Annotated in this window: 19 protein-coding genes; 10 read left to right on the top strand and 9 right to left on the bottom strand. The window is 60.7% G+C overall.

Features of this window, described 5'->3' with window-relative positions; all coding sequences use genetic code 11:
- Nucleotides 1–11: 11 nt before the first annotated feature.
- Nucleotides 12–482, bottom strand: a complete 471-nt coding sequence (gene nrdR, locus NQ018_RS01580; RefSeq protein ID WP_257037184.1) for a transcriptional regulator NrdR — start codon at nt 480–482, stop codon at nt 12–14.
- Between the two features lie 1105 nt (nt 483–1587).
- Here nrdR and lexA point away from each other — a divergent pair.
- A complete protein-coding gene (gene lexA, locus NQ018_RS01575; protein ID WP_257057778.1) occupies nt 1588–2301 on the top strand; it encodes a transcriptional repressor LexA in 714 nt (237 codons plus the stop codon).
- Nucleotides 2302–2726: 425 nt separating this feature from the next.
- Entirely contained in the window at nt 2727–3506 is a 780-nt protein-coding gene (gene sugR / locus NQ018_RS01570) for a transcriptional regulator SugR (protein WP_257037187.1), read from the top strand.
- Nucleotides 3507–3693: 187 nt separating this feature from the next.
- Here sugR and ptsP read toward each other — a convergent pair whose 3' ends face one another.
- The gene (ptsP, locus tag NQ018_RS01565) at nt 3694–5397 is read right to left on the bottom strand and encodes a phosphoenolpyruvate--protein phosphotransferase (protein ID WP_257057775.1); all 1704 of its coding nucleotides are present in this window, start codon (nt 5395–5397) and stop codon (nt 3694–3696) included.
- A gap of 562 nt (nt 5398–5959) precedes the next feature.
- On the opposite strand from ptsP, the gene NQ018_RS01560 reads away from it, so the two are divergent.
- From NQ018_RS01560 to NQ018_RS01535, 6 genes are all read left to right on the top strand, one after another.
- Complete coding sequence (locus tag NQ018_RS01560) at nt 5960–6766, top strand: DeoR/GlpR family DNA-binding transcription regulator (protein WP_257057773.1); 807 nt, start codon at nt 5960–5962, stop codon at nt 6764–6766.
- On the top strand, nt 6763–7758 hold the full coding sequence (locus NQ018_RS01555) for a 1-phosphofructokinase family hexose kinase (protein WP_257057771.1): 996 nt from the start codon (nt 6763–6765) through the stop codon (nt 7756–7758). The genes NQ018_RS01560 and NQ018_RS01555 overlap by 4 nt, the downstream gene beginning before the upstream one ends.
- 52 nt (nt 7759–7810) lie before the next feature.
- A complete protein-coding gene (locus NQ018_RS01550; RefSeq protein WP_257057768.1) occupies nt 7811–9883 on the top strand; it encodes a PTS fructose transporter subunit IIABC in 2073 nt (690 codons plus the stop codon).
- Nucleotides 9884–10211: 328 nt separating this feature from the next.
- On the top strand, nt 10212–10478 hold the full coding sequence (locus NQ018_RS01545; protein WP_257037192.1) for an HPr family phosphocarrier protein: 267 nt from the start codon (nt 10212–10214) through the stop codon (nt 10476–10478).
- 301 nt (nt 10479–10779) lie between these two features.
- Nucleotides 10780–11919, top strand: a complete 1140-nt coding sequence (locus NQ018_RS01540; RefSeq protein WP_257057766.1) for a CE1758 family FMN-dependent luciferase-like monooxygenase — start codon at nt 10780–10782, stop codon at nt 11917–11919.
- Nucleotides 11920–11977: 58 nt separating this feature from the next.
- Nucleotides 11978–12628: an FMN reductase gene (locus NQ018_RS01535; protein ID WP_257057763.1), complete on the top strand. Its 651-nt coding sequence runs from the start codon at nt 11978–11980 to the stop codon at nt 12626–12628.
- Nucleotides 12629–12677: 49 nt separating this feature from the next.
- Here NQ018_RS01535 and NQ018_RS01530 read toward each other — a convergent pair whose 3' ends face one another.
- The 4 genes from NQ018_RS01530 to hflX form a co-directional block, all read right to left on the bottom strand.
- On the bottom strand, nt 12678–13976 hold the full coding sequence (locus NQ018_RS01530) for a uracil-xanthine permease family protein (RefSeq protein WP_257057761.1): 1299 nt from the start codon (nt 13974–13976) through the stop codon (nt 12678–12680).
- Between the two features lie 78 nt (nt 13977–14054).
- On the bottom strand, nt 14055–14441 hold the full coding sequence (locus tag NQ018_RS01525; RefSeq protein ID WP_257057759.1) for a GNAT family N-acetyltransferase: 387 nt from the start codon (nt 14439–14441) through the stop codon (nt 14055–14057).
- A 28-nt stretch (nt 14442–14469) separates the two neighbouring features.
- Nucleotides 14470–15798, bottom strand: a complete 1329-nt coding sequence (locus NQ018_RS01520; protein WP_257057757.1) for a hypothetical protein — start codon at nt 15796–15798, stop codon at nt 14470–14472.
- 111 nt (nt 15799–15909) lie between these two features.
- A complete protein-coding gene (hflX, locus tag NQ018_RS01515; protein WP_306428840.1) occupies nt 15910–17562 on the bottom strand; it encodes a GTPase HflX in 1653 nt (550 codons plus the stop codon).
- 131 nt (nt 17563–17693) lie between these two features.
- On the opposite strand from hflX, the gene NQ018_RS01510 reads away from it, so the two are divergent.
- Nucleotides 17694–18473: a hypothetical protein gene (locus NQ018_RS01510; protein ID WP_257057755.1), complete on the top strand. Its 780-nt coding sequence runs from the start codon at nt 17694–17696 to the stop codon at nt 18471–18473.
- 3 nt (nt 18474–18476) lie between these two features.
- Nucleotides 18477–19010 carry a hypothetical protein gene (locus NQ018_RS01505; RefSeq protein ID WP_257057753.1) on the top strand — a complete coding sequence of 178 codons (534 nt, stop codon included), beginning with the start codon at nt 18477–18479 and terminating at the stop codon, nt 19008–19010.
- On the opposite strand, the gene dapF is transcribed toward NQ018_RS01505, so the two are convergent.
- Genes dapF through NQ018_RS01490 form a run of 3 tightly spaced genes read right to left on the bottom strand, consistent with a single transcriptional unit; the run spans nt 19007 to nt 21518 of the window.
- Nucleotides 19007–19909, bottom strand: coding sequence for a diaminopimelate epimerase (gene dapF / locus NQ018_RS01500; protein WP_257057751.1), 903 nt, complete (start codon nt 19907–19909; stop codon nt 19007–19009). The two genes, NQ018_RS01505 and dapF, sit on opposite strands and share 4 nt — an antisense overlap.
- The gene (gene miaA / locus NQ018_RS01495; protein ID WP_257057910.1) at nt 19906–20802 is read right to left on the bottom strand and encodes a tRNA (adenosine(37)-N6)-dimethylallyltransferase MiaA; all 897 of its coding nucleotides are present in this window, start codon (nt 20800–20802) and stop codon (nt 19906–19908) included. Before miaA ends, dapF begins: the two co-directional genes overlap by 4 nt.
- Nucleotides 20803–20828: 26 nt before the next feature.
- Complete coding sequence (locus tag NQ018_RS01490; RefSeq protein ID WP_257057748.1) at nt 20829–21518, bottom strand: hypothetical protein; 690 nt, start codon at nt 21516–21518, stop codon at nt 20829–20831.
- Nucleotides 21519–21560: the final 42 nt, after the last annotated feature.

Raw genomic sequence — 21560 nt, 5'->3', positions numbered from 1 at the left:
TGGCTGCTTGCCTATTCGCCGAGGTTGTCAAAGCTTCGGCTTCTGCGCCGCATGAGCCGGATTTCAGACTCAAAGTCCTCGGCACGTTCAAATGATTTGTACACTGAGGCGAAGCGGAGGTATGCAACCTCGTCGAGCTCTCGGAGCGGATCAAGGATGGCTAGGCCTACGTCGTTGGCGTACACCTGCGATCCGTGTTGGCTGCGCACGGTTGCCTCCACTTCTTGGGCGAGGCGTTTCAGTGCATCTTCGCTGACGTCGCGGCCTTGGCATGCGCGGCGCACACCGGTGATGACCTTTTCTTTGCTAAAAGGCTCAGAAAGTCCGTTCTTCTTGATGACCAAGAGCACTGCTTTTTCCACTGTGGTGAAGCGGCCTTCACAATGAGTGCATTGGCGGCGCCTGCGAATGGCGGTGCCTTCCTCGAAAATCCTTGAGTCAATTACCTTGGAGTGTTCGTTATTGCAAAACGGGCAGTACATCTTCTTGTCTCATGCCTTTCGTGCGTCACCACCGAGCTTCCCAGCCGCTTCCCGGCCGTTTCCAAGCCAGGCCAGCGTTTCCACGTCGAGCGTCCCGGTCCCGCATCGTGGCCCTTTGAAGCTCTGCTCACAAGGCTGAAATTATACGCTGGCCGCTGGCATTATTAGTGCGCGCTTTGGGACACAGTGAAGTCTGGGGTCACACCGGCCGGGACCGGTGGCTGGGTGTCCTCAGGCTGACCAAAAAGCGCAATTCCAGCCGCAAGAACCAAACCTACCAAGGAGCCAGCAAACGCGTTTGCCCAACGTTCTGACCTCTTTGTGGTCCCCCCGGTGGATGCGGCAGTCAAAGGGGCGGTGTGCAGATCTTGCAGTACCGAGCTACTGCGGCGATGTGCCGTAAGGGTGGTCAACGCAGAATTGCGGTTTCGAACAACAGGCTTGCTACTGCCAATCCCACTCCCGCGATCATCATTCTCTATACGGGGCCGAAGTGTTCGAATAGCTGTTGCGGTATGTTCGATACCCAGGTTGCCACGGCTCACACGAGCTTGCCTACGGCTAGGTTCCCACACCTCCGCAGGGGGGACTACTCGCGCGCGAGCGTGCTCCTGCACAGCCCGGTAAGGGAAACGCGAGGCGGAGGTGGATTGAGGTGCTGCGATGGTCATGATCTTTTCCTTTTTGGTGAGTTGAAACAGAAGGGCTAACACTCCTGTAACGGAACACAACGCACTCTATATTCCCGCCCGGACACGAAGGCCCATTGAGGATCGAAGTCTCGTGCATATGTTCGACTATTTTCGATTTGTTCGAATTATGCGCCTTGTTCGAACACTTGTCAAGAATTCGAACGACACTCTCGAACAAATGTATGATTTGCTACGGACAATGCGCTAGAGTGGGGAACGAGCGCACTCCACCCAGCCCTCTCTGGCAGTCAGTTCTGGCAGTCAGCTTGGGCAATGGTTCGGTACCGCCGAGTCACCCTGCTTCCGCGTCTTCGCGGCTTCTGGGTGGGTCTGCGCGCCAGTGACTACCCCTCATAAACCGCTTACTCATCACGCGCCGCCACGCACTGCAACGATCTTCAGGAGAAAAGAAAATGCCACCTCGCAAAAACACGGACCCGAGCAAGCAAGAACCCCTTTCTGACCGGCAACGCAGAATCCTTCAAGTGATTTCCGATGCCGTAGTACTACGTGGCTACCCACCAAGCATTCGTGAGATCGGTGATGCGACTGGCCTGCAATCCACCTCATCCGTGGCCTACCAACTGCGCGAACTTGAGCGCAAGGGATACCTGCGCCGGGACGCCAATAAGCCACGAGCGGTAGACGTTCGCACGTTGCCGGATCAAAAGGCCACCAAACCTGGACCAAAGACCCGAAACAAGGAGCAGCCATCCGCACCGGCATTCAGTCCGGAGAATGCCGAGGCTTCCTCCACCACCTACATCCCCATCGTCGGCAGCATCGCGGCAGGCGCTCCGATCTTGGCTGAAGAGAACGTGGAACAGTACTTCCCGCTTCCCCAGGATGTGGTTGGCGACGGCGAGCTCTTCATGCTCCAGGTTGTTGGCGAGTCAATGAAAGACGCCGGCATCTTGGATGGCGACTGGGTGGTGATTCGCTCGCAGCCGGTGGTTGAGCAAGGCCAGTTTGCAGCCGCCCTCATCGACGGCGAAGCAACCGTCAAGGAATTCCACAAGGATTCCTCCGGCGTGTGGCTCCTTCCCCACAATGACGCCTTCTCCCCCATTCCCGCGGAGCACGCTGAAATTATGGGAAAGGTTGTGACCGTCCTGCGCAAGTACTAGCAACATTGCGGACTTATTCTCATTCTCAGAGCAGCCGCGGCTCCGAACACCCGTCAGACAACGTACTTGCCTGGCGGGTTTCAGCTATTTCCCCACCCCTATATTGGGGAGTTTGACAACAAATCTTCAACAAAACTCGCAGTTCATTCGGACACTAGCGGCGCTAAACAGACCGCCTAAGCAGGATTTTGTGGGATCAGATCCAGAATCGTGCCCGATATTACATATCCCCCTGCCCATTTTTCCCGATTTTTGTGGGTTGTCCGTGCAAAACTGTCTGTAATGCGTTGTTGTTGGTTTGTTGGCTTTTCGTTGTGCCCAGCCCATTCGGGCATTTCCAACAGCACTCCGTTCCCAACATTGGGAATTCCATGTTCAGCGCCGAACAAAAGTGCCACCAACCATTGGCATTTGAAAGGAAAGAGATGTACTCAGAGGAACGCCGCCGGCAAATTGCGTCACTCACCGCAGTTGAGGGAAGGGTCAATGTCACCGAACTTGCCGCGCGTTTTGAAGTCACCGCCGAAACAATTCGTCGCGACCTCGCGGTGCTGGACCGCGAGGGCGTAGTACACCGAGTACACGGCGGCGCGGTGGCTAACCAAACGTTCCAAACCGCTGAGTTCAGCCTGGACACCCGCGCCCGTTCGGCGTCGGGAGCAAAAAACTCCATTGCACACGCAGCACTGGCATTCCTCCCAGAAGCAAATGGTGGCATGTTCCTGGACGCCGGCACCACCATCGCGGCGCTCGCAGAACTCATTGCGGTACAGCCACTTGCCAGGCAGTGGTCCATCGTGACCAACAGCCTCTCTATCGCGCTGACATTGGCGAACGCCAACATGGACTCTATTCAGCTCCTCGGCGGCAGCGTTCGCGCCATCACCCAAGCGGTAGTCGGTGATACCGCCTTGCGCACCCTTGCCCTGATGCGGGCTGACGTCGCGTTCATTGGCACCAATGCGCTCACCCTCGATCACGGCCTTTCCACCGCGGACTCCCAGGAAGCCGCAATCAAGAGCGCCATGATCACCAATGCCCACAAGGTTGTGGTGCTGTGTGACTCCACCAAGATGGGCACGGACTATCTGGTGAGCTTCGGCAGCATTGAGGACATCGACGTGGTGGTCACAGACTCCAATGCCCCAGAATCCTTTGTCAAGGCGCTGCGTGACCGTGACGTTGAGGTGGTCATCGCGCAATAAAGCCCAAGAACTCTCAACCAGCGCCTGATTTCCACTACACATGGAAGCTCAGGCCCTTTAGCCATCCCCGACCTCACTACCACACAGGGCATGAAAACTCCCCACCAGCCAATACAAAACTGATGGGGAGCAATCTACCAAGCAGTGAATGAGCCGCTTGGGGGCGTCGGAACGCTGCCGGAAAGCGTCAGGCGTTGGCCTTCATGATGACTTCGCGCACTGCCGCGCGGGCCTCGGTGGCACCTTCTGCGTCCAGGGCTGCCTCAGCGGCGCGCTTGCATGTCTCAAAATCAACGGCAGAGAGTTGAGCACCCACACCCGCGATCGCAGTGGAAGCGGAGGAAAGGGAATTCACGCCCAGGCCTGCGAGGACGCAAGCGAGCAGTGGGTCGGCTGCTGCCTCGCCACACACACCGACGGCCGTGTTGGTGCGCTCGCCTTCCTTGCAGGTGTGCGCAATGAGACGCAGCACCGCTGGCTGCCAAGGGTCGGTGAGGTACGCGAGCTGCGGGCTCATGCGGTCTGCAGCCATGGTGTACTGGGTGAGGTCGTTGGTGCCGATGGACACGAAGTGCAGGTATGGCATGAGCTTGTCAGCCATCAAGGAAGCTGCCGGAACCTCGATCATCGCACCTGCGATCAAGCCGCGCTCTTCACACAGGCCTGCGAACCACTTTGCCTCGCGGGCGGTTGCCACCATTGGAGCCATCACCCAGGTTGGGGCATCCTCGCCGCGGCCGAGTTCCTTGGCGGCCAAGGCGATTGCGTCGAGCTGGCGGGTAAGCAGAGCCTCGTTGGCGCGAGCTACGCGCAAACCGCGAACACCCAGGGCAGGGTTCATTTCATCAGCCATGGAAGCAAAGGCCACAGGCTTGTCCGAGCCGGCATCGAGGGAGCGCACTACAACCTTGCTGTGCGGGAACTGCTCAAGCACCTTCTTGTACACGGCCGCTTGCTCTTCCACGCTTGGCTCCTCGGTAGCGGTGAGGAAACACATCTCGGTGCGGAACAGGCCGATGCCCTCTGCCTGGCTCTGTGTCGCAGCAATGCGGGCAGCGTTGCCGTCCTGGACATTGGCCAGAAGCTGCACGCGGTGGCCGTCCTTGGTCTCTGCAGGACCAGTCCACTGGGCAATGCGCTCTGCGAGCATCTTGGATTCTTGCTCCGCGGCAACGGCGGTCTCGGGGTCAGCGTCCAGCGTGACGGTGCCCAGGGCGCCGTCCACCAGAACCATATCCCCAACTTTGACGTTGTGGAGCTTCTCCCCCACGGCCACGATGCAGGGCACGTTGAGCTGGCGGGCGATGATGGCGGTGTGGGAGGTTGGGCCGCCGAGCTCGGTGACCAGACCCACGAACAGGTCAGTATCCAGTGCGGCGGTGTCTGCTGGGGAGAGGTCGTCTGCGAACAGGACCACCTGCTCATCAACGGTTGGTAGGCCTGGCTCCTGCTCGCCACGCAGCTCCGCGATCACGCGGTCACGGATGTCGCGCAAGTCCGTGGTGCGCTCTGCCATTACGCCGCCGGCAGCCTCAAACATGGTGACAAACTTGGTGGTTGCGGCAACCACGGCATAGTCGGCTGGATGGCCACCCTGGATGCCCTTCTTCACGGCCTTCAGCCAGCCACGGTCGCGCACCATGCCGGCGGTTGCCTTAAGTACCTCCGCCGCAGCACCTTCTGCGCTGGCAGAGCGCTTTTCCAGGCGGTCCGCCACAGCCTCAGCGGCGGTGGTGAAACGTTCCAGCTCGGCCTCACGCTGGGATTCATCGATCACTTCGCCTGCTTGAGGCAGCTCAGGGCGAGGAGAGATCCACACTGCCTTGGCGTAGCGAACGCCAGAAACAACTGCAGTACCCTTAATTGTTGTGTCGCTAGTCACATTATTCAACGAGATCCGCCTATCTTCACAAGCTCTTGATGGAATGCCTCCACATCACCACAAAAACAACATTTTCGCAACCGATCAAACAAATTTTTCTTGACAATCAAACACAAATGGGCATACGTTTAAGGCAGATTCCAACATTTTCTATAGGTTTGCCGGTTTCCGAACCATGCAGAATTGACCCCAGAAATCACTTTTTACAGGTCAATTCCAGCCCAGGAAATCTAACTACCGCCTGATGAGCTGGAAAAACAGGAATGGACCACCGAAGGAGCACACGCTCAAACAACGGCACCACCCCTTCGGCCCTTTCGGGCCGGCCTGTCCAGCCGCCTCCATCTGGCAGATGCAACCCCAAGTAAAATGTGGGAAATCACACAACAAAACAAAATCACGCAGTACCCAACCAACACTTTTCGGGGCTTTCACTGGTTCGCCTGCCCCGCAAAACGTACAACTAGACCTCATTAGCCCAAAGGGCGTTCAGGCTGCGCAGCCACAACGCCTCGAACAACCCGAATATCCAGTTCCAATATCCAGTTCCAATTTCCAGAGAGGTGGTGAAATGGCCACAGTAGAAGAGGTAGCCAACCGGCAATCCACGATCGTTGCCTTGACGCAAAAATACGGCCGAAGCAACGTCTCTGACCTCGCAGCGGAGTTTAACGTCACCCCTGAAACCATCCGCCGTGACCTCAAGGCACTCGAACAGCGCGGCCACATCCGTCGGGTGCATGGTGGTGCGGTGATTGACGCGCACGCGCACCGCACCGATCTCCTTGCCATTGACGAGGAGGATTCCGGCCTACCACTCCACCAGGTGCAGCGCCGCAAACAGGCGATCGCCGAGGCAGCGATGCACCTTATCCCTGGTCCGCAGGCTTCCATGTTTATTGATGCAGGCTCCACAACCGAGGCCTTTGCCAACGTGCTCGCCCGTTACTACGTGGGCCAGCAATGGGTGGTGGTGACGAATTCCCCAAACGTTGCGCGCACCCTGGTCTCAGCCGGAGTGCCCGAGGTAACCATCCTCGGCGGCGTGGTGAAAAGCCAGACCCAGGCTGTAGTGGGGCCGCGGGCAGTGAATGCCTTACAGCTCCTGCGCGCGGACGTCGCCTTCATGGGTACCTCCGGTCTCACCACCGACGACGGCCTCACCACCTCCGATCCCCGCGAAGCAGCCGTAAAAACCGCCATGATCGAACGCTGCCGCACCGCCATCGTGCTGTGCGACTCAACCAAGATCGGCAAGTCCTCCACGGTCACTTTCGCCCCACTCAGCAAGGTTCATGTGGCCGTGACTGACCGCTTTGCCCCAGCTGACTTCACCTCGAAGCTCAAACCATTCCATACAAAGGTAGTTATCTCGTGATTCTCACCTTCACACCCCATCCAAGCATCGACCTCACGTTGAGCCTGCCCGAACCCATCCGCCGCGGCGCCGTCCAACGCCTCGAAGGCAGCGAATCTGTAGCCGGTGGCAAGGGGATCAACGTGGCTCAGGCGTGCGTGAAAGCTGGCAAAGAAGCTCTCGCAATCTTTCCCGCGTGCAAAAAGGACCCGTTCCTGGGGCTCGTCGACGCTGCCGACGTCCCAGCACTCGCCGTGGAAATGCCTGGTAGGGTCCGCACCAACACCGCGGTGACGGAGCCCGACGGCACCACCACGAAATTCAACGGCCAGGGCCCCACGATGAACGATGCACAGCTCGAGCACGTGGCAGAAGTGCTCAAGCAAGAGGCAAAGCAGGCCAATTGGGTAGTGCTCGCCGGTTCCCTGCCACCTGGGGCGCCCAATGACTGGTATGCCAGTCTGATTAACGCGGTTCGCTCAGTGGCCCCCAAGGTCAAGATCGCCGTGGATACCTCCGACGCCGCGCTCGAGGCACTGGGCGAGCACTTTGGCACCGCCACCCCTGATCTGATCAAGCCCAACGGCGTGGAGTTGGGCCAGCTCGTGGGTATGGACGGCGAAGCCTTAGAAGACGCAGCTCAGGAAGGCAACTTCGCCCCGGTCATCGAGGCCGCCGCTCCACTTCTTGAACAAGGTATCCAGTATGTGCTGGTGACCTTGGGTGCGGCGGGCGCGGTGCTCGTGAGCAACGCCGGCGTGTGGCGCGCCACCCCACCGCCGACCGTGGCGGTGTCCACCGTGGGAGCGGGCGACTGCACCTTGAGCGGCTTCATCATGGGCCTCGAGGATAATCAACCCGAGCCTGAGGCCCTTGCGCTCGGCGTGGCCTACGGCTCCGCAGCGGCGTCTCTCCCAGGCACCACCATCCCCACCCCGGAGCATGTCAATGTTGCCGAGACCCATGTCATGCAGGTGCACAGCAACCAGCGACTCAACGTCGCACAAGCCTAAATAACTTCACTCACTACTCGTTTCTCCCTCCCTTCTCAGTAAAGGAACCATCATGACGCAGCACGTCATCAATAGTCAGCTCGTGCGGCTTGATGTTGACTTCGGCACCTCCACCACCGAGGTCATCAACAATCTCGCGCAGATTGTCGCGGATGCAGGGCGAGCTTCCGACGCCAACCAGCTTGCCGCAGATGCAATCGCCCGCGAATCCAAGTCCGGGACCGGCGTACCAGGCGGCATTGCAATCCCCCACTGCCGCTCCGAGGCAGTCAGCGTGCCTACCTTGGCCTTCGCCCGCCTGACCCAGCCAGTGGACTTCTCCGGCCCTGACGGCGACGCAAACCTCATCTTCCTCATCGCGGCCCCCGCAGGTGGCGGGAAGGAGCACCTGAAGATCCTCTCCAAGCTGGCCCGCGCACTGGTGCGCAAGGACTTCGTGGAGGCTCTGCGCACCGCAGAGAGTGAAGACGCCCTGGTAGAGCTCGTGCTCGGCGTGGTCAATGCCGAGCCTAAGAAGGCTTCTTCCTCCCCTGTAGCCGCAACACCCACTGCTGCTCCTGATGCTGCCGCCGTGGGAGCGTCGGCAGGCGAAATCACCCGGATCGTGGCGATCACCGCGTGTCCTACCGGCATTGCGCACACCTACATGGCTGCAGATGCGCTGACCCAAACTGCGGAGGCCACTGAAGGTGTGGAGCTGCAGGTGGAGACCCAGGGCTCCTCTTCGGTGACGCCTCTGCCCGCTGAAGTCATTGCCGCTGCTGACGCCGTGATCTTTGCCACCGACGTGGGAGTGAAAGACCGTGAGCGTTTTGCCGGGAAGCCTGTGATTGAGTCCGGAGTGAAGCGGGCGATCAACGAACCCGCGAAAATGATCCAGGAAGCCGTGGACGCCGCAAAGAACCCGAATGCTCGCCGCGTTGCAGGTGCTGGTGCCGCGCAAGCCGCAAGCCCCGAAGCTGCAGGCTCGGGTCTTTCTTGGGGCAAGCGGATTCAGCAAGCCGTGATGACCGGTGTGTCTTACATGGTGCCGTTTGTTGCCGCGGGCGGTTTGCTGCTCGCGCTGGGCTTCCTGTTCGGCGGCTACGACGTTGCTGGTGGCGCACAAGCGATCGCCTTGCAACACTCCTTGGGCAACCTGCCAGGCAATGAAGTGGTGATCGACGGCGTTGCCACCACCTTTGACCGCTCCGGCCTTGCGCTCTACCTGGGTGCCGTGCTCTTTGCTACCGGCCAGGCAGCCATGGGCTTTGTGGTTGCCGCGCTTTCCGGCTACATTTCCTACGCTCTCGCGGGCCGCCCTGGCATCGCCCCAGGTTTCGTGGGTGGCGCAATCTCCGTGGCCGTCGGCGCTGGCTTCATCGGTGGCCTGATCAGTGGTCTGCTGGCCGGCCTGGTTGCGGCGTGGATCGCCTCTTGGCGCGTACCTCGCGTGATTGGCTCCCTGATGCCAGTGGTGATTATTCCACTGCTCACCTCGTTGATCGTTGGTCTGTCCATGTTCCTGCTGCTCGGCCGCCCACTTGAGGGCATCATGTCCGGCCTGCAGAACTGGTTGAGCTCCATGAGCGGTAGCTCCGCCATTGTGCTGGGTATCATCCTTGGCCTGATGATGTGCTTCGACCTCGGCGGCCCCGTGAACAAGGCAGCATACCTCTTTGCCACGGCAGGTCTTTCCACCGGCGACGAAGCCTCGATGAAGATCATGGCTGCCGTGATGGCCGCCGGCATGGTGCCACCGATCGCGCTTTCCCTGGCTACCTTTGTGCGCAAGAACCTGTTTACGCCCGCCGAGCAGGAAAACGGCAAGTCCGCTTGGCTGCTGGGTCTCTCCTTCATCTCCGAAGGCGCGCTCCCATTCGCTGCCGCCGATCCACTGCGCGTGATTCCTTCGATGATGCTCGGTGGTGCCGTGACCGGTGCGCTCACCATGGCAACAGCAACCACCTCTCGTGCTCCGCACGGCGGCATCTTTGTCCTCTTCGCAATTTCCCCGGTGTGGGGCTTCCTCATTGCCATCGTGGCCGGCACCCTGGTTTCCGCGCTCGCCGTGATCGCAATGAAGCAGTTCTGGCCCAACACCGCCGTTGAGGCTGAGGCACGCAAGGCTGCTGTAGCGGCCTAGGCTCGCTTGGACATACAACGCACTGCTCCACGAGGCCACGCCCGAAAGCAAGGCCCCCGGTATTTGGGGGATGGCACTTGCTTGGCGGCGTGGCCTTTCGCTTTGAGGAATTGTCCGATTTGCGGGAAATCCCACATGTTTTGGGCAAAATCATTGTTTGTTTCGGTGGAGTTTTTTTGTTTCAGGTCGTAGAATAGCTAACAACCCTACGGTTTCCTGCGTGGCGTCACATTTCCCTTCTGGGAGGTACTCACGCAACAATCACAAAATCTTGCCCTGCCACCACGGTGTTTCGTTGTGGTGTTGGGCGTTATGAAAGGACCATCACATGGCTTCCAAGACCGTTGTTGTCGGCTCTTCCGTTGGCCTGCACGCTCGCCCTGCTTCCATCATCGCTGAGGCCGCTGGTGAGTACGACGAAGACATCTTCCTCGCCCTCGAAGGCGAAGAGGACGACGAGACCGACGCCGCCTCCTCCCTGATGATCATGGCTCTGGGCGCTGAGCACGGCGACAAGGTCACCGTCACCTCCGAGAACGCAGAGGCCGTAGAGAAGATCGCCGCTCTGATCGAGAAGGACCTCGACGCAGAGTAGGCCACTCTTACTCCCCCTCCACGGGTCACGCGATTCACATCGCGTGGCTCGTTTTTTCTTTTCCTAGCTACGGTTTTGCGCGTTCTCTTCGGGCGTTCGTGTTTTGTCGGTAGGAGGCGCCGCGGGCGCACCAATATAACTTCCGCAGCCCCCAATCTCCAGGTCCAGGCGGTCAGTGGCGCAATTTCCAGCACCCCTACAGAACAGACTCACTCCCACACTTGACTTTTGTTGATATATCACATAAGTTGGTTCCTGTTAGCGACCCTAGACAAAACTTCATGCACGTTAGGAACTGACCATGCAATTCGGCATTTTCACCATCGGCGACCTCACCCCAAACCCCCATACCGGCGTTACCCCCACGGAGCACGAACGCATTGAGGCAATGACCGCCATTGCCATCAAGGCCGAGGAAGTTGGCTTGGACGTCTTCGCCACCGGCGAGCACCACAACCCGCCATTTGTCCCCTCCTCCCCCACCACCCACTTGGGATATATCGCCGCGAAGACGAAAAACATTATCCTTTCCACCTCCACCACGCTGATCACCACCAATGACCCGGTGAAAATCGCCGAGGATTACGCCTTCCTGCAGCATCTAGCCAACGGGCGCACCGACCTCATGCTTGGCCGTGGCAACACCGGCCCCGTGTACCCCTGGTTTGGCAAAGACATCCGCAAGGGCATTGAGCTCGCCGTGGAGAATTACCACCTGTTGCGTCGGTTGTGGCGCGAGCCGGTGGTGAACTGGCAGGGCGAGTTCCGCACCCCGCTTCAGGGATACACCTCCACCCCTGCCCCGCTGGACGGCGTTGCACCCTTTGTGTGGCACGGCTCAATCCGCTCCCCACAGATTGCCGAGCAGGCGGCCTTCTACGGCGACGGCTTCTTCCACAACAACATCTTCTGGAACAAAGAACACACTGCCCAGATGGTGCACTCCTACCGCCGCCGCTTTGCAAAGTACGGCCACGGCACCGAAGAGCAGGCCATCGTGGGCCTTGGCGGGCACGTATTCATTGGTGAAACCGAACAGGCCGCCAAAGACGAGTTCCGCCCTTACTTCGACAACGCCCCTGTGTATGGCCACGGCCCTTCCCTTGAGGAGTTCTCGTCGCTCACCCCACTCACGGTGGGCACCGTGGAGCAGGTCATTGATCGCACCATGCAGTTTGCCGACTGGGTGGGTGACTACCAGCGCCAGCTCTTCCTGGTGGACCACGCCGGCTTGCCACTGGAGACCGTCCTCAAGCAGATCGAAATCCTGGGCACCCAGGTAGTGCCGGAGCTCCGCCGCCGGATGGAGGAACGCCGCCCAGAGGGTGTGCCATCGGACCCACCAACCCACGCGTGGCTCAACGAGCACAGGGATGCACCACACTTCCTCGTGATGCCCGGATCAAACGGCACGAACGGCACGAACGTCACCGAAGCCTAGGAGATAGAAGCCAAGCACCGGTACACAATCTGTTTTCCAGAAAGGTAGAACTGTAACTATGAGAAAACTCCTCGTTGTCAGTGCAGGTCTGTCCGTACCCTCCACCACTACCCAAATAGCCCAGCGCATCGGTAGTGCGGTCAAAGGTGCAGTTTCGGCTAGGGGCGAGTCTTTGGAAGTGGATACCATTGAGCTGCGCGAGCTAGCGCAGGATTTGGCGCAGTTCATGGTGAACGGCCAAATTTCCACGCCAAAGCTGGACCAGGCGCTGCAGGCAGTGGAGCAGGCGGATGCCCTGGTGGCGGTCAGCCCGATCTTCAAGGCGAGCTACAACGGCCTGTTCAAGATGTTCTTCGACGCCATCGATAAAGACGCGCTGATTGACACCCCAGTGATTATCGCGGCAACTGCCGGCACCGCGCGCCACAGCTTGGCCCTTGAGCACGCGCTGCGCCCCCTGTTCGCATACCTGCGCGCGGTGGTGATGCCCACCTCCCTCTTTGCCGCCACCGAGGACTTTGGCAACTCCGAGGGTGCGGTGTTTGAGAAGCGCATCCTCCGCGCCGCCGGGGAGTTGGCCGACCACATCGTTGCCACCGAAGGCCATGTGGGCGGCCTGGGCGGTTTCACCGCGGATCCTGCCCCCAAGGGCGATGCCGACGTCACCCCCTTTGCCCAAATGCTCAGCGGGCACGACGGCCGCGGCTAACCCAAAACCCACCCCACGGCAACGCCAAGTACACATTCCACTCGGGATCTCAGTACTTGGCGTTTTGCCCTTCACCGATGGTTTCGTAAGCCCACTTGAGCACCGGGTACAGCACGATGATGCCGATGGAGCCCCAGGCGATACCCTCCAGCTCCACGCCGAACACACTGAGCGTGAGGTTACCAATGCCCGCCACCAGCGCCACCGCGGCAGTGGTGAGGTTCACCGGGTTGTTGAAGTTCACCTTGTTGTCCTGCCAGATGCGCACACCGAGCATGCCGATCAGGCCATAGAGCACCACTGCCGCGCCGCCGAGTACGCCAGACGGAATTGTGAAGATCAGCGCACCAAACTTTGGCACGAACGCCAAGCCAATTGCGGTGAAAGCCGCTACCCAGTACGCCGCAGTGGAGTACACGCGGGTCGCGGCCATCACGCCGATGTTTTCAGCGTAGGTGGTGGTACCGGAGCCGCCGAAGCCACCGGCTAGGGTGGTTGCTAGGCCGTCGGCAATCAGGGCGTCGCCCGCAAGGTCGTCGAGGTTACGTCCGGTCATCTCACTCACTGCCTTCACATGGCCCACGTTTTCCGCAATGAGCACGATCACCACAGGAAGCGTCACCAGCACCGCAGACACTGTGAATTGCGGAGAATGGAACTGCGGCAGCCCCACCCAAGGAGCCTGCGCGATGGCCTCCGCGGCGCCTTCGCTGAGATTGTTGGTGAGCGCCGCAAACACCCAACCGATCACCACGCCAATCAGGATGCCCAGGCGCGCGAGCATTCCCCGACCAGCCACGGTAATACCCAGGATCGCGAGCATGGTGATGGTTGCCACCAAGGGTTGAGCAGCATAGTTTTGCGTTGCCGACGGCGCCAGGTTCAAACCAATCAAGGCCACAATCGCGCCTGTCACCGCAGGTGGCATCACGGCGTCAATAACCTTGCGCCCCATGGCTTTCACGATGAAACCCACAGCGATCAGCGCGAGGCCCGCCGCGAGCACGCCACCGAGCTGCGCCCCAATGCCCTGGGATTGGCTGGCCATCAGCGGCGCAATGAAGCCAAAGGAGCTGCCTAGATAGGAAGGCAGTCGGTTTTTGGTGATGAGGAGGAAGATGATGGTTCCCACACCAGAAAACAGCAAGGTGGTGTTCACAGGGAACCCGGTGATGGTGGGTACCAGCAGGGTTGCGCCGAACATGGCAATCACGTGCTGCATGCCGATGCCGATGGTTCGTGACCAACTAAGGCGCTCTTCAGGGGCAACTACTGCGCCTGGTTTGACTGTGTGGCCGTCACCGTGGAGTTTCCATCCGATGAGGGACCCAGAAGAAGAATTGTTCACGAAACGCCATTATCCCACCAACTCACCTTGAGCAACAAAGCATGTTGGTGGGATTGGCTGCCTGAAGGCGCGAACGCATTAGCCCAGTACCCGCTGTAGCACCTGCATGTGAGCAGAGGTCGGCTTGTGCACCTCGCCCCCACTGCGTTCATATTCGGCCCCATGCTTGTCCAGGTAACCCTTCACCATGGGGCACACAGGCACCACGGCGAACCCTGTGGCGCGCACGTGCGCGAGGGCTTGCTCGATCAGCATGGTGCCTAGACCTCGGCCACCAAACTGCTCGTTGACCTCCGTGTGGTAGAAGATGAGTTCCTGTTCATGCGGCACCACCATGGTCCTCCCAACGGTGGTGAACACTCCCGCGGGACCGTTCACGGAGATGGTGTATCCGGAGATCGCCGGGTCAAAGGCCACCACCACAGCCTCACCGGTGCGGTCCTCCATCAGCTCAATGCTTGGCATGTTTCCTCCTTCAAAATTCTTTACATCCCTACTCTTCAACCAGCACATGGTCGCGCCCACTCAACGTGTGGGTGGAAATCGCCGCAAGGTCCTGCTCGCTCACTGTGTCGGCTGCGGTGTGCAGAGCGTCGGCGTCGTTACCCGTGGTGCGCACGCCGCCGTCGACCCGCAGCTTCGACACCGGACCGAAGGACTCGAAAGCCCAGACGCCGTCGCCGCCCGTGGAAATTTGACCACCAATCTCAAGGCGCTGCACACTCCCGCCAGGTTTGACAGACACGCCGATGGCACGAAGTTCTGTCTGCACACCCTTCACCAAGGACATACCGGTGCCGCCGGCTGTGGTGACGTCGCGCGCCACCGTGATGGACTCCACCGGCTGGGAGATTTGGATGCCGATGCTGCCGGCACCAGTGGTGGCGATGGACTGGAAGGAGGCGCTGCGCAGGTGGCCGTCGTAGACGTTGAAGCCGCGGGCACCAACACCCGTGGTCACAATTGGAGCCTTGACTTCCAGGGTGTCGAGCTCGCCAAACTGCACGAACCCGATCCCCGAGGGGCCATGCGAGCTCACCTCAGCCTCTGCCTCGGCAACCCAGGTCTGCACCTCACCCCAGTTGTCCAGAACCATGTCATTGGCGCCAAAGGTGGTCACGGGGCCAAGGTTGCGCACGGTGCCTACCTTGGCGCCCGTGATCACAAACACGCCGCCGGAGATGAGGTCGGGCGTCGATGGAGTGATACCGCCGTCGATAGCCACTTCTGCCGTGGTGAGTTCCTCTGCCTTGATGTGCCCACCGATGAACACCCCGCTTCCGCGAACCGGGGCCTGTTTGCTGCCCACGGAGATGTTGCGGAAGGTTCCCTCCAGCCACACGGAAGGGTCCTCGGCGAGGTTCCACACCGTGAAGCCGCCCTGCTGGGCATCCACGCCGAATGCATGGGGGCGAAGGACCCTACCACGGACGTCGGCACGCTCTACCTGAACCGTGTCTACATCAAAGGAACCTGTTTGCACTTTTGCCCCCGTGCCCAGGAACACTTGGCCGCGGGTGCTCAGGTTTTTCAGGCTTATGGCGCCCAGGTCAGTTGCCTCTTGTGCGATACCGAGTGCCACTTCGGTTTCTGCGGTTTCAATTCTGAGGTTTGCCACCGCATTGTCGCCGCTGAGGAACACACCTCTGGCGCCGAAGCGCAACGTAGCGCCCGAATCGGCGCCAACGAGGGCGACGCCTTCGGGCAACACCACCGAGGGCTGGCCGCTGATCAGCCCATGGACTTCAATACGGTCCCCGCTTTGTGCTTGCGCAATCGCGTTGTTGAGCGCTGCTGCATTGTGCACGCTGATGTTCGCCATGATGGATCACTTCTTTCTGAACCAATTTTGTTGATACATCAATTAAAAACCTTGCGTGCGGAAAACGCAAGCACTTCCTACGGGATTCCTCTTCCTTCCTCCTACTTCCCCTTACTGAGAAACCTGGAACTCCCGCAACTCACCGGCAAGCTGCGTTGGAAGACGCACCACCATGTGCGTGCCCTCTTCCACGTATTCCTCCTCCAGCACCGTGGCCTGCTGGTGCAGGCGGGAAACGACGTCGCCGCGAGTAAACGGCACCAGAAGCTCCACGTGCGCGTCCAGGGAGTTGAGGAACAGCTCCACGCGGGCTTCCAACTCCTTGATGCCCTCGCCGGTCTTGGCGGAGACAAACACCACGTCGTCGAGCACATGTCGCAGCTCGGCGAGCACCAACGGATCGGCTTGGTCGATCTTGTTGGCCACGATGATCTCCGGTGGCGCCTGTACTCCGGCCTCGCGCACAATCTCGGAGATCACTTGGTTTACGGCCTCGATCTGCTTCAGTGGGAACGGATCGGAGCCGTCCACCACGTGCAGCACCAAATCAGCCTCAATCACTTCCTCCAGCGTGGAGCGGAAGGCCTCCACCAATTGGGTGGGCAGGTGCCGCACGAAGCCTACGGTGTCCGTGAACACCACGCTGCGGCCGTCGGCGAGCTCTGCCTTCCTAGTGGTGGGATCCAGCGTTGCAAACAGCGCATCCTCTACCAGCACACCGGCGCCAGTCATGGCGTTAATCAGCGAGGACTTGCCCGCGTTGGTGTAACCCGCGATCGCGATTTGCGGAATGGTGGATTCCCGGCGGCGCTGGCGCTTGATTTCGCGTGCCGTCTTCATGCCGGAGATCTCTTTGCGCAGCTTGGCCATGTCGGCACGCAAACGCCTGCGGTCGGCTTCGATCTTGGTCTCACCGGGACCGCGCAGACCCACGCCGCCATTCGACCCGGCGCGGCCACCCGCCTGACGCGAGAGCGCACCACCCCAACCACGCACACGCGTAATCAGGTATTCCATCTGGGCGAGCGAGACCTGCGCCTTACCCTCCTTGGACTTTGCGTGTTGGGCGAAGATGTCCAAGATGAGCATCGTGCGGTCAATGACCTTCACGTCCAGTGCCTTTTCCAGCGCAATCATCTGGCCGGGGCTGAGCTCACCGTCACAAACCACGGTGTCCACGCCTGTGTCCATCACGATGTCCTTGAGCTCGGCAACCTTGCCCGATCCGATGTAGGTGCCTGGGTCCGGCTTGTCGCGCTTCTGGTAGAGCACCTCCACCACTTCCGATCCGGCCGTCTCCGCCAGGGCTTGCAGCTCCTGCATGTTGGCCTCGATCTCAGCTGTGGTGCCATGGGTCCATACGCCGACCAGAATCACGCGCTCCAGGCGCAGCTTGCGGTATTCAACGTCGTAGCCGTCATCCTGGTCCGTGGCGCGGATCTCGCCGCCGCGGGTAAGCCTGCGCAGACTGGAACGCGCCTCCAGGTCCAGTTCACCAACGGTTGGCTGCTCTTCTGCCTCCAACAGCCCACTCAAATCTTTACCCTCTGCGGCTTTCGGAGGGATCGGGCGGTGGTCCCGGAAGGCTTCGGCGAGCAGGTCATCGTGGGCGCCTGCCTGCTCCCGGAAATCCACGGCTCGCTCGGCTTTGTAGGCTTGCCGACGCTGCCCAAAGTCCTGCTCGGGTTGCGCATCCTTGGCGCCGAACGGCAGATCGGGGGAAGAATTACCTGTATGTTCTGTATGTTTTGTGTGTTTAGTCATCGTTGGCAACCATTGTTGCACCATTTTGGCCTGCACACCACAAACACCGTGGCGACAATTGGGCAGGAAATGCCGCCGGAAATGTGTTGGGAAATGTGCCAGGTTGGTGCGAAAGGATAGAATGTCAGCTTATGAGCGCACAAAGCACACGCACCACTGATCTGTTGAGCATCGGTATGTCCTTTGAGAAATGGCAGGACGCCGTTGAAGCGGCGATCGCCTCCGGCACCCTGTCCGTCACCGGCGAGGTCCGCGGCGGGCAGCTCGTACAGTTCGCCGACCCTTCGGGTGCCCAACTCAACATCTTGGCAGTGGAGCCTTTTGCCACCTTTGCGGGCTTTGAGTCTGAAACCCAGACTTTTGCCCACATCAACATGGTGAATGATGTTCTGGCGCTGTGCGAGTTGGTGGACTACAACGGTCAGCCGATCGCCACGGTTACCGCCAACCTGGCCCAGGGCCCTCTGTTGGTTGACGAGCCCGAGCAGCGCTGGCAGCAGCTCGGCCTCACGGCGTTGGTGACCTCGGCCAAGGCTTACGAGAACGCCGAGAACTTCCATGAGAACTTTGGCCCGGACATCGTAATCGGTGAGGTCACCAGCCCCGGTGCGGAAATTGTTGCTTCCGGCGACGGCTCCGCCACCCCAGATGCGGAGATTCACTTCACCGCGCGCGTGCTGGAAGCTGAATACCGCACCAACACGCTGACCGGCACCCGCTTCATCCACGCCACCGTGGACGCGGCCTTCCCATTTGACCTGTGCATTCCGGACTCCCCCGACCTGCCACAGCGTGATCAGGTCCTCGCAGGTACCGCGGTGCTGGCTGGTACGGTGAGCGCACTGGCTGGAGGCGGCTGCGGCAGCGGATCGGGTGGCTGCGGGGGTTCGTGCGGTTGCGGCGGGCACTAAATCATGCCCGAGTTTGAAGGCATCGGCGAACATAGGGGGGCCAGTTACTGGCCCCACCTCACTATTGCCGTCGGCTGTTTACTACTCATCATGTGGCTCAAGGTCACCGGAGTGCTGCTTTCGGTGTGCATCTTGGCACTGGTGTTCTTTATTTTGCGCTTCCGCCCAGACTCCAACGAGGTCACAACGTTGAAGTCCTCGGTGCGTCTTTCCCTGGAGGACATCGAGGACGTGGTGCGTGCCTTCCAAAAATTTGAGGTAGGCCAAGACGCCGAGTCCCTTGCGGACCGCACCCTCCACCGCCCGGCCCTGCTGGACCTGGACACGGATTCGGAGGAAATTGCCAAGTTCCACTTCCTGCTGGGCAACTCCAAACGCTTCAGCCGCCGAGTGGAGGGCAAGCTGCGCCAAAACCTTTCGGTAAGTCAGCTCGAGCGGCTGTTGACGGTCACGGACACCCGCGCCAGCGAGCTGCAGCAGGCCTGGTTGGAGGCCCGCAAGGCGGCGTACCGCCTGGGCCCCTCCAACAACTCCTAGAGCGCAGCGAGGTTGAGCACGCCGGTGGCCACAATCTTGCTTGGCCCCTTCAGCACCGACCCTTCATCAAGGATGCTCACCTGCACTGCGCCGCCGGGCACATGAACAGTGACTTCCCCGGTGCCCTGGCCGGCGTCGGCAAGCGCAGACCTGGCCGCGGCCACCGTTCCCGTGCCGCAGCTCCTGGTCTCCCCCACGCCGCGCTCGAAGACTCGCATGTGGATCTCGCCGTTGCGCAGCTCAGTGGCAATTTCTACATTCACGCCTTCGGGGAAAAACTCCTTGTCAAAAACGGGAGTCACCAGGTCAAGGGCAGCGAGGTCCTGCACAGACAGCCCCGGGACCACGCAGGCGAGGTGGGGGTTGCCCATGTCCACCCCGAGGCCCGCGTAGGTATGCTCGCCGATCTTCGTGGTGGATACACCAGTGACTACCGCAGGGCCCATGTCCACGCTCACGGTGGCTTCTTGGGCTGTGCAGGCGTGGACCGTCACGGGCTTCGCCCCGGCGCGGGTTCCCACCGTGAATTGATCCTGATCCACATGGCCCCGGGAACGCACCCAGTGCGCGAACACCCTGGTGCCGTTGCCGCACATTTGAGCGATCGAGCCGTCGGCGTTGTAGTAGTCCATGAAGTAGTCGGTGTCCTCGATGCCTTCAAGGTCTTCGCCGTGGAGCACGCCGCGTTCGCGCAGGGCTTTGGTGGTGGCCACGCGCAGGACGCCGTCGGCACCGATGCCCGCGCGGCGATCACAGAGGGTGGCGACGAGCTCGGGAGTGAGATTGAGCTCAGCGCGTGGGTCCTCAAGGATGATGAAGTCGTTTTGTGTGCCGTGGCCTTTGGCAAAAGGAATGCTTGCTGGCCGGTGCGGTGCAGTCTGCTGCTCTTGGGTATTCACTCCACCAATGCTAGCGCCTGCGTCAAGGTGTCCTGCTCCGCGTCGAGCCAGTGGATTCTGGGATCGCGGCGGAACCAACTGCGCTGGCGGCGCACATATCGCCTGGTCCCGGTGATGGTGCGTTCCACCGCCTCCTCCCAGGTGAGTTCCCCTGCCATCGCCTGGAATACCTGGGCGTAACCGATGGCGCGCCCAGCCGTGGAATCCGGCACCAGGCCCTGGGTTTGCAGATACTCCACCTCTTCTACCAGGCCTTGGGCAAACATTTGCTGGGTGCGCAGCTCGATGCGGGGGTTGAGCCACTCAGCGGTGGTGTGCAGGCCCAGGATGAGGGCGTTCCAGCGCGGTGGCGCATCCTTGGGGGGCTGGCTGGCCTGGAAGGGCTTCCCCGTGAGCTCGATGACCTCTAATGCGCGCACGGTGCGGCGCGGGTCTTGGTCCTCGATGATTCGGGCTGCTTCAGGGTCTTTTTCCGCGAGCAATTGGTGCAGTGCCTCGATGCCTATTGAGTCCAGCAGCGCCTCAAAGTGCGCGCGCACCTCCGGATCGGTGGGCGGGAACGCCCAATTGTCCAGCAGCGACTGCGCGTACAGCATGGAGCCACCCACCAGGATGGGCACGTTACCGCGGGCCATAATGGCCTCGACATCCGCGATAGCATCCTGCTGGTAGCGCGCCACCGAGGCAGTGTCCGTGACCTCCCAGACGTCCAACTGGTGGTGCGGGATACCCTCGCGCTCTGCCACGCTCAGCTTGGCGGTGCCGATGTCCATGCCCTTGTAAAGCTGCATGGAATCCACGTTCACCACCTCTCCACCGAGCTTGTGGGCAAGGCGAATCCCCAGCGCCGATTTCCCTGAGGCCGTTGGCCCCACCACGGCAATCGGGCGAATCACGCGACTCACTTGATCTACGCGGTTCACGCAGGCACCTCCACCGGCTCGCTGAACTGCCACAGCGCCACGAAGCGCCCTACGCCTAAGGTGGCGTCGGCAAGCAGCAGGTGCGAGTGTTCCCGCACGGCCGTGGGCAACGCCGCAACTTCCAGCCAGAAATCCAGGTTTGCATTTTCGGGCACCCCTGCGGCGCGCAGCGTTTCCGCGGTCCACTGCGGCGGACTCGTGCCGTTGAGCAGCGAAATCATGTCTCGGTGCACATCATGGGCCCCCGGCACGAGCGCCAGCGGAGCGCGGGGTGTCAGGCCCAGGCTGCCATCTACGGGAAGCACGAGCAGGTCAACGTCGGAACTTCCGACGCCACCCGCAGGCCCCTGCACGATCTCGGCACCCCAGCCCACGTGCTGCACTAGGTAGCGCGCAACCAACTCTGGGAGGTGATTGCCAGCGCCAACATCCGTGTGCGGATCCCCCCAAGCCCGAAACCTGCCGGTGTGACGAGTGTAGGTGTGTGCCTCCTCGCGTACCCACAACGCCACCGTGGACACCTCCCCCACAAGCTCACGGGCTTGCCGCACCGCCGCGCGCAACAACTCCCCAGCAGGGTCCTTTGGCGCGAGTTGCGCAACCACCGCTGGGGAGGCTGGAACAAACAAGATGGCGCGAGTCCGGACTGGGGCTTGGAATGTCATGCCGTCCAGCTTAAAACCCAAGTGCACCACCTTGAGGCATTTGCACGCTAATGTTTATTGGAG

It is taken from the genome of Corynebacterium kozikiae, from assembly GCF_024580965.1.
GTDB lineage: Bacteria > Actinomycetota > Actinomycetes > Mycobacteriales > Mycobacteriaceae > Corynebacterium > Corynebacterium kozikiae.
Note: the sequence above shows the minus strand (reverse complement) of the source record. Positions and strands in the feature narration are given on the sequence as shown.

Excerpts from the sequence above, each read along its gene's own strand:
- nrdR (WP_257037184.1), bottom strand. The coding sequence starts at position 482 with ATGTACTGCCCGTTTTGCAATAACGAACACTCCAAGGTAATTGACTCA.
- lexA (WP_257057778.1), top strand. The coding sequence starts at position 1,588 with ATGCCACCTCGCAAAAACACGGACCCGAGCAAGCAAGAACCCCTTTCT.
- sugR (WP_257037187.1), top strand. The coding sequence starts at position 2,727 with ATGTACTCAGAGGAACGCCGCCGGCAAATTGCGTCACTCACCGCAGTT.
- NQ018_RS01560 (WP_257057773.1), top strand. The coding sequence starts at position 5,960 with ATGGCCACAGTAGAAGAGGTAGCCAACCGGCAATCCACGATCGTTGCC.
- NQ018_RS01550 (WP_257057768.1), top strand. The coding sequence starts at position 7,811 with ATGACGCAGCACGTCATCAATAGTCAGCTCGTGCGGCTTGATGTTGAC.
- NQ018_RS01545 (WP_257037192.1), top strand. The coding sequence starts at position 10,212 with ATGGCTTCCAAGACCGTTGTTGTCGGCTCTTCCGTTGGCCTGCACGCT.
- NQ018_RS01540 (WP_257057766.1), top strand. The coding sequence starts at position 10,780 with ATGCAATTCGGCATTTTCACCATCGGCGACCTCACCCCAAACCCCCAT.
- NQ018_RS01535 (WP_257057763.1), top strand. The coding sequence starts at position 11,978 with ATGAGAAAACTCCTCGTTGTCAGTGCAGGTCTGTCCGTACCCTCCACC.
- NQ018_RS01525 (WP_257057759.1), bottom strand. The coding sequence starts at position 14,441 with ATGCCAAGCATTGAGCTGATGGAGGACCGCACCGGTGAGGCTGTGGTG.
- NQ018_RS01520 (WP_257057757.1), bottom strand. The coding sequence starts at position 15,798 with ATGGCGAACATCAGCGTGCACAATGCAGCAGCGCTCAACAACGCGATT.
- hflX (WP_306428840.1), bottom strand. The coding sequence starts at position 17,562 with ATGACTAAACACACAAAACATACAGAACATACAGGTAATTCTTCCCCC.
- NQ018_RS01510 (WP_257057755.1), top strand. The coding sequence starts at position 17,694 with ATGAGCGCACAAAGCACACGCACCACTGATCTGTTGAGCATCGGTATG.
- NQ018_RS01505 (WP_257057753.1), top strand. The coding sequence starts at position 18,477 with ATGCCCGAGTTTGAAGGCATCGGCGAACATAGGGGGGCCAGTTACTGG.